This window comes from Pseudomonas sp. REP124 (genome assembly GCF_020164475.1).
Taxonomy (GTDB): Bacteria; Pseudomonadota; Gammaproteobacteria; order Pseudomonadales; family Pseudomonadaceae; genus Aquipseudomonas.
The window spans coordinates 1-13862 of record NZ_JAIQWX010000155.1 but is presented as its reverse complement, the minus strand read 5'-3'; the positions used below and the strand labels follow the sequence as shown (position 1 = coordinate 13862).

Sequence of the window (13862 nt, the reverse complement as noted above, 5' to 3'; positions counted from 1 at the left end):
TCGCAGCCCAACGGGGGCAAGCCCCCTCGCCACAATGTCTTCATTGTTTGTCCAATTTCTTAACTGGCTGGCATCAGGGACGGCCGAAAAACGGTCGAATCCCTTGCTGGTTGAAATACCGCTCAATCACCTTCGGATCCGAGCTGTTGTCTGCAATCGCCACATAGGTATCCGGCCGCAGCAGGTAAAACCCGTTACGCCCCAGCCCCGCCGCCTCGAACGCCGGGCGCCAGTCGAATACGTGCAGCGGCAGATGATGCTCGTTGCACCAGGCGATCATCTCGTCGCTGGTGTCGCCGTACACATGCACCTTCCAGGTCGGACACTTCAGCGATTCGAAATTGTCGCCCTCGCCATCGTGCGCCCAGGGCAGGCGGTCGCCGCCGTGCACGTGGCCGGCAACGCCCGCACTCAAGGGCATGCCGCGGTAGTTGAGGGTGATCTGCGACACCGTGCGAAAGAGGAATTCGCGCGTGGTTTCGAACGACGCCATTTTCGGAATCAGCAACGGCGCCAAACGTGTGCGCAGCAGATCCGCCATGCGCCCTTCAGCGGTGGCGAAGGTGAAGACGCGGTCGGTGGTGGCTACCAGTTTGCGGGCGAAGGCGATGCGCTCGGTTTCGTAGCTGGCGAGCAAGGTCGGCTTGGCGCCACCGCTCAATACGGCGGCGAGTTTCCAGGCCAGGTTGATCGCATCGCCAATCCCGGTGTTCATGCCCTGGCCGCCGGCGGGGCTGTGCACATGGGCGGCGTCGCCCAACAGAAATGCGCGTCCAGTGCGAAAATGATCCGCCACCCGGTGATGCACGCGATAGGTCGAGAACCAGTTCAGTTGCTCGACCTTCACCCCCATGTTTTCAATGGCCCGGTTGCTGACATCTTCGAACTTCAGTGTTTCAGCGTGCCCTGCACGCTCGTCGCGCACGGTGCCAATCAAACGCACTCGACCCTGGCCGTCCATGGGGAAAATGGCGAGGAAATCCGCTTCGTCGAGGTCCAGGTGAAGTTCGCCGTTGGCGGCAGGCCCGCTGGTGCGCACATCGGCGACGTAGAAAATCTGCTGGTAAGTGCCACCCGGGAACTCGGTGTCCAGGGTTTTGCGCACGATGGAGCGGGCGCCATCGCACCCGGCCAGATAACAGGCCTGGCAGATTTCCTGCTGACCGTCGGGCAGGAGCAGCGTCGCGGTGATGCCATCGCCGATCTCCTCGAAACCCAGAAGCTCGGTATTGCGCTCCACCGTGATGCCGAAAGTTTCCAGGCGCTCGATCAGCAGCCGTTCGTGTGCGTCCTGTGGGAATACTTGAAGGAATGCGTAGGGCGTCAGCCCCTCGCCGATGCGCGACAGCGGCATGCGCGCCACGGCCTCGCCCTTGACCCAGAAGTTGGCGGCCGCCACACGATGGCCCCGTTCGACGATGGCGTCGGCGAGGTCCAACTGGCGATACAGCTCCAGGGTCCGCGCCTGCACGGCCAGCGCCCGGGACGTGGTGCCAGGTGTCGAAGTCTTGTCGATGATCCGCACCCGAATGCCCAGCTTGCTCAGCCACAACGCCAGCACCAGCCCGGTCGGGCCGGCGCCGACGATCATCACGTCGCTACGGTGCATGAACCTGTCCTCCATACCGTGTGCAGCAAGTATGGTCCAGACGTGCAGGCCAGCCAGGCGGGCCGCCGGACGGATCCAATTTAATCCAGATGACCCCGTTACCCTGTAGGAGCGAGCATGCTCGCGATGGAGGTCAACGATAACGCTGGCAACCTGACACCCAGCGGTGCCCGAGCCACCATCGCGAGCATGCTCGCTCCTACAGGAAGGGGGTTAACAGTTAGAAGTCGATCGTCCCCGACAACTTCGCCGTCCGCGGCTCGCCCTGGGTCAGGAAGCCGCCCTGGGCCGATTCCCAGTAGGCCTTGTTGGCCACGTTCTCCACCGAGAAGCGCAGGGTCACGTCTTTTTCCTGAACCTTGAAGGCGTATCGCGCGCCGGCGTCGAAGCGGTTCCAGGTCGGCAGGCTGAGGTTGTTCGCGGCATCGGCGTACTGGCCGCCGGTGCGCAACATGCGTCCGTTCAGCGCAGCACCCGGAATGCCCGGCACGTCCCAGTCGACGCTGGCGTTGAACTGGAAGGTCGGCACGCCGATGGCGTGGTTGCCGTCGTTGAGCCCGTCCTGGGTTTTCTTCAGTTCAGTGTCCATCACCGTGACACCGCTGAGCAGACGCAGGCCGTCGATAGGCTCGCCGAACACATTGAACTCGACGCCCTTGTTGACCTGCTCGCCATCGTGGACGAACACTGCGGTGGTGGCGTCGATGACCTGGGTGTAGCCATCGGCCGGCTGTTCGATGCGGTACACCCCGAGGGTCGCGCCATAGTTGCCCATGTCGACCTTGACCCCGGCTTCCACCTGCTTCGAGCGAGCCGGCGAGAACGCCTGATTGCCGTTGACCACTACGCGGGAGCCGGCAGTGGTCGGGGCGATCGGTCCTTCGGCCAGCCCTTCAATGCGGTTGGCGTAGAACGACACGTGTTCCCACGGCTTGAACACGATGCCGTAGACCGGCGTGGTGATCGACTTGTCGTAGCTGGAAGTGCGCGTGCCGGAGCCGTAGGCGTAGTTCTGCACCACCAACTGCTGGCGGCGCAGGCCGACCGTGACCAGCAGACGGTCATCCATGAAGCCCAGGGTGTCGGAGAACGCGCCGCTGCGGGCGAAGGTCTTGGCGGTGATGCCCGGATCGTTCAGGTCGCCGCCGGAGAAACCTGGCTGTGGCGCGGGCGTGTCGATCGGGTGGTAGATGTTGTTCGAGTTCTGGGTCAGGTCGAAGTCGAAGGCGTTGCGCTGTTGCGTCCACACACCGGCCAAGCCGAAGTTCAGCTGATGGCTGACCGGGCCGGTGGCGAATTTGCCCCGCAGGCCGCCCATGGCGCTGGAGTTGTCCTCGTCGTGGGGAATGAACGAGCCGGAGGTGGTGGAGCTGCCGTCGTTGCCGACCAGCGTGGTGCCGTCATAGCGCCCGACTTCCCGGGTGTGCTTGGCGCCACCGGCGACGTAGGCGGTCCAGTTGTCGTTGAGGTCGTACTCGGCACGCAGCATGCCGAAGGTGTCCTCGATCTGGCTGAAGCCCCATTTTTGCGCGTAGTTGGTGTCGGCCGACGGCGCATCCGGGATGTGCGTGGTGTTGCCCAGGTTCACCGAACTGCGACCGCCGTTGATGCGTTCCTTGGAGTAGATGAAGTCGCCGGAGATGCGCAGGGCATCGCCACGGTAATCCAGGCCGATGGCGAACAGCTTGGAGCGCTGGTTTTCATCGTCGATGCCGGTGTCGCCTTCGCGCTGGGACAGGTTGACCCGCGCGCCGAAGCGGTTGTCTTCGCCGAAACGTTGGCCGATGTCCAGGTGTTCGCCGATGCGGCCTTCATCGCTGATGTCGGTGGTGAAACGGCGCAACGGTGCGTCCGCCGCACGCTTGGGTTGCACATTGACGCCGCCGCCGATGCCGGAGCCGCTCGGGGTCACGCCGTTGATGAAGGCGTTGGGGCCCTTGAACACTTCGACCCGCTCAAGAGCGTCGGTGGAAATGATCTGCCGCGGCAGGATCCCGTACAGGCCGTTGAAGGAAATGTCGTCGCCGTTGAGCGGCAGGCCGCGAATCATGAAGGCCTGGGCCTGGTTGGAAAAGCCGGAAGCCTGCCGTACAGAGGAATCATTGAGCAGCACATCGCCGACGTTTTCGGCCTGCTGATCGCGAATCAGTTCTTCGGTGTAGGAGGTCACGCTGAACGGCACGTCCATGATGTCCTGGTTGCCCAGAATCCCCAATTGCCCGCCGCGTGCGACCTGGCCGCCGGGATACACCGGCGGCAGATCCGGCGGGACCGGTGCTTCGGCGTTGACGTTGACGTCGCCGAGCATCAACGGCTTTCCGTCGGCAGGCGCGGGATCGGCGGCGTGGGCGCTGACAGACAAGGAGCAGAAGAGGGCGAGCAGGGTGGGCTGGAAGGAAAAACTAGGGCGGGCTGGAGCAGTCATGGTCCGTTCCTGGGGCGGCGTGCCGTCGAGAATGAGTGGTGGCGGCGCTACGTCTCCTTGCGCAAATCAGAATCCAGACACAAATAGTAGTATTTCTCAAATGCAATGCAAGCATTTTGTCATGACGCCGATAGTGCTCGTCTGTAACGGGGTGGACTTGCCCACGTCGAGGCATCTGTGCGCCGCGGTGCCTTCTGCTCTGTGTAGGAGCGAGCATGCTCGCGATGGACGTCAACGATGACGCGGGCTTCCTGATTTCCCGCGGTGTTCTTGCGTGCATCGCGAGCGTGCTCGCTCCTACAGGGTGTGGTGTTGGCCGGAGGAACAGCTGATCCGCGCCATGGTCATAGCCAGTGTCACGCCATCAGCCTCAGGCTTGATCCGGCGCATCGAACGACAAGGAGCCCCATGCAAGCCCATCGATTGACCCTCAGCATCGCCGCGATGCTGGTGCTGGCCGGTTGCGGCAGTCAGCGCACCCAGGAACCTGTGGCGCGCAGCTCCGCCCAGATCAAGGCGGACATCCTGCGCCTGCTGCCGGCCAAGGCCACGGATCGCCAGGGCTGGGCCACGGACATCCAGGTCGCCTTCACCGCGCAGGACATCGCGCCGACTACCCAGAACATCTGCGCGGTACTGGCCGTGACCGAGCAGGAGTCGACCTTTCAAGCCGACCCGACCGTGCCGGGCCTGGGCAAGATCGCTCGCGACGAGATCGACCGCCGGGCCGCCAAGGCGCACATTCCGGGCCTGCTGGTCAGCGGCGCGCTGCAGGTGCGTTCGCCCAATGGCAAAAGCTACAGCGACCGGCTCAATGCGGCGCGCAGCGAAAAAGAGTTGAGCGGGATTTTCGATGACTTCATCGGCATGGTGCCGATGGGCCAGACCCTGTTCGGCGGCTTCAACCCGGTGCACACCGGCGGGCCGATGCAGGTCAGCATCGATTTTGCCGAGAAGCAGGCCAAGGATTATCCCTATCCGGTGGATGGTTCGATTCGCCGTGAAGTCTTCACCCGCCGGGGCGGCATGTATTTTGGCATCGCCCATTTGCTCGGTTACCCGGTGAGCTACCCGCAACCGCTGTATCGCTTCGCCGATTTCAACGCCGGCTGGTACGCCAGCCGCAACGCCGCGTTCCAGAACGCCGTGAGCCGGGCTTCAGGAATCCCGCTGGCGCTGGACGGCGACCTGGTGAATTACGGCTCGATCATGCCCGGCGCCACGGAAAAGGCCGTGCGCGCCCTCGGCAGGCAACTGGACATGCGCAACACGACGATCAGGGCTGAACTGGAGGAGGGCAACAGCCTGGCGTTCGAGGACAGCGATCTCTACCAGCGGGTCTTCGCCCTGGCCGACAAGGCTGAAGGCCGCACATTACCCCGCGCGGTGCTGCCTGGCATCGTCCTGCAAAGCCCGAAAATCACCCGCAAACTCACCACGGCGTGGTTTGCCAAGCGGGTGGACGAGCGGTATCAGCGGTGCATGGCGCGGGCAAAATGAAAATGTGGAGCAGATGAAGACGCTCAAAGGACTTTCACCGCGCGGCCAATGAACTGGATAGGGCCGGTCGGCTTGCCGATTGGCGAGCCGGCAGGGTCTTCCAGTGTCAGTTCGAACAACTGGTTCGGTTGCATCGGGGGTAGTTTGTCCAGCATGACCGACAGCGTCTGGCCCGGCTTTACCAGTCCGAGCGAGACAGGCCCCTGCCAGCCGTCAGCCTTGGTCCAGAACTCCAGTGCCTTGTCTGCCGGCACCTCGACCACGCCCAGCGGAATCAGCTGGATTTCACGCGGGTTGCTGGCCTGGATCACCCAGCCCGGCGCCTTGTCCTGCGGAGCGACCAGCACCACCAGGTAAGTCGGTTTCACCGTGGTTTGCGTCAGCAGCATTGCACCCAGCAGCAAACTTGCCGCCAGGCCAACCCCGGTCAGCCCGCGCCACAATGACAGCCGGTTCCACCAGGGGCTCGACTGCTCGACAACCTCCGTTGATCGCCGCCGGCTCCAACCGTCCACACTGCGTTCGATACGGTGCCACAGTTGCGGTGACGGTGTTTGAGGCTCGACCAATTCAGTCAGGCCCAGTAAACGGCGCTCCCAGGCGTCTACTGCGGTGCGCAGTTCAGGGTCGGTGCGCAGGCGTTGCCGAACGCTGTCGCGCTGCTCGGCCGACAGCGTGCCCAGCACATATTCACTGGCCAATTCATCGAGTGTCTCGGGGGTTTCGTCGGTGGGTCTGGTGGTCATCCCATGCACTCCCGCAATGCCGTCAGGCTTCGCTTGATCCAGGCTTTGACGGTGCCCAGCGGGGTGCCGAGTCTGTGTGAAATCTGTGCGTGTGAATAACCGTCGACATAGGCGTGAACGATGCAACTGCGCCGTGCCGGTTCCAGTTGTTCCAGGCATCGGTGAATACGCGCCGAGTGCTGCAGGCCATCGACAGCGTCAAAGGTATCCGGCACCTCGACGTCGCCTTGAATCTCGCGGCTGTGATCGCGCAGGTGGTTTAGAGCCAGATGCCGGGTCACGCTGTACATCCAGCCTCGCGCCGAACCCCGCGCCGGGTCGAAATGCGCGGCACCGGCCCAGATTTTCAGGAAGGCGTCGTGGACGATGTCCTCCGCCAATGCTGCGTCGCCCACGAGGCGCCTGGCCACGCCCAGCAGCCGTGGGCTTTCCTGCATATACAAATCGCGCAGGGCCTGACGCTCGCCACGCGCGCAGGCGGCCAGATGGTGTTCATAATCGAAAGGCGTTTCGGGCAAGGACACTGATCTCGGCCGGCAATGGAGTGACACGTCGAATGCAATCTAGCAAACAAATCGCATTCCTGTAGGAGCGAACGGTGCGACGCTGCTACAGGGATGCGCTACCGGATTGCGCTTCAGCTGGCCGACCAGAAGATATAGTCCGCCTGGTACTTCACGATTTCCTGCTGGCCCTTGTTGGCGGTCGTGCAGGCGGTGCCGGGCGCGACGCCACCCTTGAGACCGGTGCGCTGGATGTAACTCACGCCACTCATGACGCCTTTGCCTTCGGCGGGATTGGCCTTGACCAGTTGATAGGGCAGGTTGCCTGCACTGGAAGGTGCCACGGCCAATTGAGTACCGGTGACTTTCGACCCGTCCTTGGCCTGCCAGGTTGCCGGCGGTCCGAAATAGGTGCCGACCTGCTTGCCACTGCGATCATTGAGCACGGCTTTCGGTCCGACGAAAACCCATTCGGTCTGGCCGGCCGCGTTGGCTTTATCCCGACATTCGTAGGTGATTTCTCCAACCCCGGTGGTCTCCATGGCGACCTTGTGTCCGTCCGGTACCTTGATGCTGTCGGGCAAGTCGCTCTGAGCGTAAGCCACAGGCAGGGCGGTGAATAAACCGAACAGGCAAACCAGTTGTCTTGTGTTCATGAGGTGCTCTCCAAAAGTGTGTGAACCGCTCGACAGCAACAGAGGCTGTTACAGGTACTACCCTTGGCTAAGCGATTTGGATGCAGTGGGCCGAAATTTTTTTTCAACGGTGTCAGGGGCGATTGCTGGAGAGCAGCCCAGGGAGGTGTTCATGTATCAACTCTACGGTTATCCAAACTCCGGCGCGGCGGCGATCGAGGCGGCGCTGGTGCTGTGCAAGGTTGCCTTTCGATTCATCGATGTCGAGTCGTCCACCGAAGCCGCCCAGGAGCTGAGCCAGCTCAATCCGCTCAAGCAGATCCCGACACTGCGCCTGCCCGACGGCAGCATCCTCACCGAGAGCGCGGCGATCCTGATTCACCTGGGACTGACGTTTCCTGCATCGAGGCTGCTGCCGGACAACCCGGTGGATCGCGACCAGGCCATCCGCGGCATGGTCTACATCGTCAGCAATTGCTATGCGGCCATCGGCGTCATCGACTACCCGGAGCGCTGGCTGGCGAACGCGGACGAAGCCTCGCGGCAAAACCTGATCGCCGGCAGCCGCGCGCGTTTGCACCGCACCTGGGAGGTGTTTGCCGACGAGTTTTCCGCGGAGTTGTATCTGGATGACGACACACCGGGCGGGCTGGACCTGCTGGCAGCGGTGGTGTCGCGGTGGTCGGGGAGTCGGGAGCATCTGCGCCGCACGCGGCCGGGGTTCTTCGCCTGGCTGGAGCGCATCGATCGGCATCCGAAGCTGGCGCCGGTCTTCGATCGGCATTGGCCCTCTTGAACACCACATCCCCTAAATGTGGGAGCGAGCCTGCTCGCGATGAACTATCAGCCGGCACCGCGTTGACTGACACTCCATCGCGAGCAGGCTCGCTCCCACAGGGGGGAAGGGTGATGGGCTGGATTTATTCTCCGCGAATATACTGCTCCAACTGCTGAATCAACGCAGCCTGCTCGGCCAGGGCTTCCTTGACCAGGTCGCCGATCGACAGCAAGCCGATCAATTTGCCGTTTTCCACCACCGGCAGGTGGCGCAGGCGCCTTTCGGACATGATGCTCAGGCAAGTATCGACGGTCTGGTGGGTGTCCACGGTGATCACATCGGCGACCATGATGTCCCGCACTGGCGTGCCCACCGAAGAGCGCCCATGCAGCACCAGTTTGCGCGCGTAGTCCCGCTCACTGATGATGCCCATCACCTTGTCATCTTTCACAACCAGCAAGGCGCCGACGTTCTTCTCGGCCATCTTCATCAGCGCTTCGAGCACCATATGATCGGGATCGATCTGGTGCACTGTCTGGTTTTTCTGATCTTTCAACTTCAGCAGCTGCGCGACGGTTTTCATGGCGGTTTCCCGGGAGGGTTGTCGTTGTCCTTGAAGAATCGTAGACGCAGGCGCCTAGGGCAAGAGCGAAAGCGGCAGATAACGCACAAAAAACGTCATTGGGCGGGATTTTTTTGGTCTGCATCATCTCAGGTACACCACCAAACCCTGTGGGAGCGGGCTTGCCCGCGATTGCGGTGTATCAGATACAGAAATGTCAGCTGACCCACAGCTATCGCGGGCAAGCCCGCTCCCACAGGATTCACAGTGCTTCCTGGATGCCGTGCATCCTGAATGACGCGTAGAATCACCCCCCCTGAATAAACACCGAGGTTTGCAGCAGTGGATTTACCCCAGGGCTTTGTCCTGACCCGGCATTGGCGCGATACCCCGGCGGGGACGGAGGTCGAGTTCTGGCTGGCGACCGACAGCGGTCCCCGGCGCCTGCGCCTGCCTCACCAGCCATCGGTGGCGTTCATCCCGGCCAGTCAGCGCGAGCAGGCCGAGGCGTTGCTGCAGGACGAAAAGCACGTCGAGCTCAAACCCCTGGCTCTCAAGGACTTCGAACATCGCCCGGTGCTCGGCCTCTATTGCCGCCAGCACGGCCAGTTGATGCGCCTGGAAACCACCCTGCGCCGCGCTGGTGTCGAAGTGTACGAAGCCGACGTGCGCCCGCCTGAACGCTATCTGATGGAGCGCTTCATCACCGCGCCGGTCCGGTTTAGCGGCACCCCAGGCAGTGACGATCTGCTACTCGACGCCCAGCTCAAACCCGACCCGCATTACCGGCCCGACCTGAAACTGGTGTCCCTGGACATCGAGACCACGGCCCAGGGCGATCTGTATTGCATCGGTCTGGAAGGTTGCGGCGAGCGTCAGGTGTATATGCTCGGCCCGGCCAATGGCGACGACAGCGAGGTGGACTTTCAGCTCGAGTACTGCGAGTCGCGCACCGTCCTGCTGAAGAAACTCAACGACTGGTTCGCCCGCTTCGACCCCGACGCGATCATCGGCTGGAACGTCGTGCAATTCGATCTGCGGGTGCTGCACGAACACGCCCGGCGCCTGGCCGTACCCCTGAAACTGGGTCGCGGCGGCGAGGAAATGCAGTGGCGCGAGCACGGCAACGGCAACCACTACTTTGCCTCCGCCGCCGGCCGGCTGATCATCGACGGCATCGAGGCCCTGCGCTCGGCGACCTGGAGTTTCCCGTCCTTCAGCCTGGAAAACGTCGCGCAGACCCTGCTGGGGGAGGGCAAGTCCATCGACAACCCCTACCAGCGCATGGACGAAATCAACCGCATGTTTGCCGAGGACAAACCGTCGCTGGCCAAGTACAACCTCAAGGACTGCGAGCTGGTCACGCGTATCTTCGCCAAGACTGAACTGCTCAAGTTCCTGCTGGAACGGGCCAGCGTCACCGGTTTGCCGGTGGACCGCATGGGCGGCTCGGTCGCGGCCTTCACCCACCTGTACATGCCGCTGATGCATCGCCAGGGCTTCGTCGCCCCCAACCTGGGCAACAAACCACCGCAGGCCAGCCCCGGCGGCTTCGTCATGGACTCGCAACCAGGGCTCTACGAATCGGTGCTGGTGTTCGACTACAAGAGCCTCTACCCGTCGATCATCCGCACCTTCCTCATCGACCCGGTGGGACTGATCGAAGGGCTTCAGCATCCGGACGATGCCGACTCGGTACCGGGCTTTCGAGGCGCGCGGTTCTCCCGCACCCGGCATTGCCTGCCCTCCATCGTCGCCCGGGTCGCCGAGGGCCGGGAAGTCGCCAAGCGCGAGCACAACGCGCCGCTGTCCCAGGCCTTGAAGATCATCATGAACGCCTTTTACGGCGTGCTCGGTTCCAGCGGTTGTCGTTTCTTCGACACGCGCCTGGCCTCGTCCATCACCCTGCGCGGTCACGAAATCATGCTGCGCACCCGCCAGCTGATCGAGGACCAGGGCCATACGGTGATCTACGGCGACACCGACTCCACCTTCGTCTGGCTGCGCCGCGCCCACGGCCAGCAGGAGGCCGCGCAAATCGGCCGTGCGCTGGTGGACCACGTCAACCAGTGGTGGCGCGAGCATGTGCGGCAGGAGTACGGCCTGGAAAGCGCGCTGGAATTGCAGTACGAAACCCACTACAAGCGCTTTCTGATGCCGACCATTCGCGGCGCGGAAGAGGGCAGCAAGAAACGCTACGCGGGGCTGGTCACCCGTGCCGATGGCAGTGAGGAAATGGTCTACAAGGGCCTGGAAACGGTGCGCACCGACTGGTCGCTGCTGGCCCGGCAGTTCCAGCAGGAGCTGTATTCGCTGATCTTTCATCGCAAGCCCTATCAGGACTACGTGCGCGAATACGTGCGCAAGACCCTGGCCGGCGAGTTCGACGAGCGCCTGATCTATCGCAAGCGCCTGCGCCGCACCCTCGACGATTACCAGCGCAACGTTCCGCCCCACGTGCGCGCGGCCAGGATCGCCGACGAGTACAACGACCGCCAGGGTCGGCCGCTGCAATACCAGAACGGTGGCTGGATCAGCTACGTGATAACGGTCGCCGGCCCCGAACCGCTGGAGATCCGCAGCGCGCCCATCGACTACGACCACTACATCACCCGGCAGCTGCAACCGGTGGCGGACGCGATCTTGCCGTTCGTCGATGACGACTTCTCAACCCTGATTGGGGGGCAACTGGGCCTGTTTTGAGTCCAGCAGCGACAGGGTCCAGTCGTCCGGGATGCCATGGAAGTACTGGTTCAGGGCCTGATGGAACGGACTGTCTTCAGGTGCGACCTGGGAGAACAGGGTCATTGAGGAGTGAAACTTCAGGTCGTCCGGGTGGCCGAAAATCTCCGCCACCGAGCGCTGCTGGACGTTCAGCACCTCCTGGGTGCAGATGCGCAACCGGGGGCCGAGCAGGGGGTGATCAAGGTAGGCCTGGGCTTCTTCCAAAGAGCGGATCGCATAGCGGCGGGACATGTCGCTGCCACCGAGACCTGCGAATTGCGGAAAGACGAACCACATCCAGTGACTGCGCTTGTGGCCGGCGTCCAGTTCGGCCTGGACCCGGTCGAACACCGGGTCCTGGGCCATGACAAAGCGTTGCAGATTGAAAGCGTCCGGATGATCGGTGCTTCTCATGGCGAAGCCCTCTGACACTCAGGGTGTAGGGGCGATTGGTTCAGACCATGGCCAACCGCTGCTTGCGTTTGGGCGCGTGAAACGCTTGGTCAAGCGCCTCCAGATCCCCGGCTTCAAGTTGCAATGAAACAGCCTGGGCGTTGAGTCGCACATGCTCGGGGCGGGTCGCCTTGGGGATGGCGATCACGCCTTTTTGCCGCAGCAGCCAGGCCAGTGCGATCTGCGCAGGCGTCGCGCCATGCCGGTCGGCCACCTGTTTGAGTGTAGCGTTGGCCAACATCTGTCCGCCCTGACCGATCGGGCAGTAGGCCATGACAGGCATGCTGCGCTGCTGGCACCAGGGCAGCAGATCAAATTCTATCCCTCGTGACTCCAGGTTGTAGAGCACCTGATTGGTGGCGCAGGCCGGGTTGTCCAGTTCCAGCAGGTCGTCGACATCGAAATTGGACACGCCCCAGCGGCCGATCTTGCCGTCCTGGCGCAGGCGCTCGAAGGCTTCGACGGTTTCTTCCAGCGGGTACTGGCCGCGCCAGTGCAGCAAGTACAGGTCGATGTGATCGGTCTTGAGCCTTTGCAGGCTGCGCTCGCAGGCCTGGGGAATGCCCTTGCGGCTGGCGTTGTGCGGGTAGACCTTGCTGACCAGGAACACCTTGTCGCGCTGCCCGCCGATGGCATCGGCCACCACCTGCTCGGCACCGCCTTCGGCGTACATCTCGGCGGTGTCGATCAGGGTCATGCCCTGGTCGATGCCCAGGCGCAGGGCGGCGACTTCGTCCTTGTGACGGGAACGGTCCTCACCCATCTGCCAGGTGCCCTGGCCGATGACAGAGACCTGGGTGCCGGCCAGTTGTTCGGTGCGCATGGTTCACTCCTTTTGATCGATATGCGGTGGGCAACAGAATAGCCGCTCCGGTTCCAACACCACCAAACCGTAGGAGCGAGGCTTGCCCGCGAAGGCGGAGTGTCAGGTGACATCGATGCTGGATGTGCCGGCCTCTTCGCGAGCAAGCTTCGCTCCTACAGGGTTTTGTGTCGGGTCAAAAAACATGTTCGTGATGACGATCTGTCAGCCGATGATCGATTGATCCCCGCCAACACTGCACTTTTTCCAATTGACCGGCTCTATCCATTGCCGCTGCGGCGAATCCCGTCGCACAGGAATCTGTCTGTCCTATCGCTTATGGTTCGAGTGTTGCCCCGTGTTTTTACCCAAGTTCGCCTGTTGGCCGGGCTGTTGCTGCTGTGCATGAGCGGTTGCAGCCACCAGCCCGGAAACGACCTGTTCAGCCAGATACGCGACGGAAAACCCCAGGAATTTCTGCAAACCAGCGTCGATCGCATGGCGACCCTGGCCATGCGCGACAATCTCGACAGCTTGTACCTGTTGATGGGCAAGCTCTACCTGCGCAATCCCGACGAGCTGAAAAAATCCGGCTTCCTCGACGCCCGCACCGCCGGCAAACAGGTACGCATGGCGATCGAACAGCAGCAGCCATTACCGACCCTGGGCGGCAAGAAGGACCTGGCGGCGCTGCGCTTCGCCATGAGCCCGGAATTCCTCGGCGACCGGGTCGGGGCATTCATCTATGCCATCGGCAGCATGCTGGTCACCGCCCACGGTAATCGCCTTGAGTTCTACATGACGGACGCGATCAACCCGACCTTCGTCAGCAACGCCGCGCGCAACATCGAAATCGCCACCTGGATCTTGAGCCAGCGGCAGAACAAGGATGGCCAGCCGATGCTGTTTTCCAACGAAATCTCGGAGGAGGGCAGCAACCTGAGCTTCGCCGTGGAGTTCGGCAAGATCGTCGCCCGGCTCGACCTGCTGACCCAGATGCTCGACGAACGCTACCGGCGGATCGGCCTCAATTACGCGCAGAGCCTGCTGTTTCTGAATTTCCTGCCTGTCCAATAACCCCGCCCCCCACCACTGTAGGAGCCGAGCTTGCTCGCGATGGTCGTC

The 13862-nt window shown here is 62.6% G+C and carries 12 protein-coding genes; 4 read left to right on the top strand and 8 right to left on the bottom strand.

Annotated features, from left to right (window positions below; genetic code table 11):
• Window positions 1-73 precede the first annotated feature (73 nt).
• Together K9857_RS25720 and K9857_RS25715 are read right to left on the bottom strand one after the other, a co-directional pair.
• A complete protein-coding gene (locus K9857_RS25720; RefSeq protein WP_224540620.1) occupies window positions 74-1609 on the bottom strand; it encodes an FAD-dependent monooxygenase in 1536 nt (511 codons plus the stop codon).
• A 220-nt stretch (window positions 1610-1829) separates the two neighbouring features.
• On the bottom strand, window positions 1830-4034 hold the full coding sequence (locus tag K9857_RS25715) for a TonB-dependent receptor (RefSeq protein WP_224540618.1): 2205 nt from the start codon (window positions 4032-4034) through the stop codon (window positions 1830-1832).
• Window positions 4035-4442: 408 nt separating this feature from the next.
• On the opposite strand from K9857_RS25715, the gene K9857_RS25710 reads away from it, so the two are divergent.
• Window positions 4443-5534 (top strand): DUF1615 domain-containing protein, encoded by a 1092-nt coding sequence (locus tag K9857_RS25710; protein ID WP_224540616.1) that lies wholly within the window; start codon window positions 4443-4445, stop codon window positions 5532-5534.
• A gap of 23 nt (window positions 5535-5557) precedes the next feature.
• Here K9857_RS25710 and K9857_RS25705 read toward each other — a convergent pair whose 3' ends face one another.
• From K9857_RS25705 to K9857_RS25695, 3 genes are all read right to left on the bottom strand, one after another.
• The gene (locus K9857_RS25705) at window positions 5558-6280 is read right to left on the bottom strand and encodes an anti-sigma factor domain-containing protein (protein WP_224540614.1); all 723 of its coding nucleotides are present in this window, start codon (window positions 6278-6280) and stop codon (window positions 5558-5560) included.
• The gene (locus K9857_RS25700) at window positions 6277-6804 is read right to left on the bottom strand and encodes a sigma-70 family RNA polymerase sigma factor (RefSeq protein ID WP_224540613.1); all 528 of its coding nucleotides are present in this window, start codon (window positions 6802-6804) and stop codon (window positions 6277-6279) included. The genes K9857_RS25705 and K9857_RS25700 overlap by 4 nt, the downstream gene beginning before the upstream one ends.
• A 113-nt stretch (window positions 6805-6917) precedes the next feature.
• Window positions 6918-7439, bottom strand: a complete 522-nt coding sequence (locus K9857_RS25695) for a DUF3455 domain-containing protein (protein ID WP_224540610.1) — start codon at window positions 7437-7439, stop codon at window positions 6918-6920.
• Between the two features lie 151 nt (window positions 7440-7590).
• Between K9857_RS25695 and K9857_RS25690 the strand changes: the two genes are divergently transcribed.
• Window positions 7591-8214 (top strand): glutathione S-transferase family protein, encoded by a 624-nt coding sequence (locus K9857_RS25690; RefSeq protein ID WP_224540608.1) that lies wholly within the window; start codon window positions 7591-7593, stop codon window positions 8212-8214.
• A gap of 124 nt (window positions 8215-8338) precedes the next feature.
• On the opposite strand, the gene K9857_RS25685 is transcribed toward K9857_RS25690, so the two are convergent.
• Entirely contained in the window at window positions 8339-8779 is a 441-nt protein-coding gene (locus K9857_RS25685) for a CBS domain-containing protein (RefSeq protein WP_175377694.1), read from the bottom strand.
• Window positions 8780-9100: 321 nt separating this feature from the next.
• Here K9857_RS25685 and K9857_RS25680 point away from each other — a divergent pair, with 321 nt between their 5' ends.
• Complete coding sequence (locus tag K9857_RS25680; protein WP_224540606.1) at window positions 9101-11461, top strand: DNA polymerase II; 2361 nt, start codon at window positions 9101-9103, stop codon at window positions 11459-11461.
• On the opposite strand, the gene K9857_RS25675 is transcribed toward K9857_RS25680, so the two are convergent.
• Both K9857_RS25675 and K9857_RS25670 read right to left on the bottom strand, forming a co-directional pair.
• Window positions 11426-11896, bottom strand: coding sequence for a DUF1810 domain-containing protein (locus tag K9857_RS25675; RefSeq protein WP_224540604.1), 471 nt, complete (start codon window positions 11894-11896; stop codon window positions 11426-11428). The two genes, K9857_RS25680 and K9857_RS25675, sit on opposite strands and share 36 nt — an antisense overlap.
• 40 nt (window positions 11897-11936) lie before the next feature.
• On the bottom strand, window positions 11937-12758 hold the full coding sequence (locus K9857_RS25670; RefSeq protein ID WP_224540603.1) for an aldo/keto reductase: 822 nt from the start codon (window positions 12756-12758) through the stop codon (window positions 11937-11939).
• Window positions 12759-13076: 318 nt separating this feature from the next.
• Here K9857_RS25670 and K9857_RS25665 point away from each other — a divergent pair, with 318 nt between their 5' ends.
• Window positions 13077-13814 (top strand): hypothetical protein, encoded by a 738-nt coding sequence (locus tag K9857_RS25665; RefSeq protein ID WP_224540601.1) that lies wholly within the window; start codon window positions 13077-13079, stop codon window positions 13812-13814.
• Window positions 13815-13862: the final 48 nt, after the last annotated feature.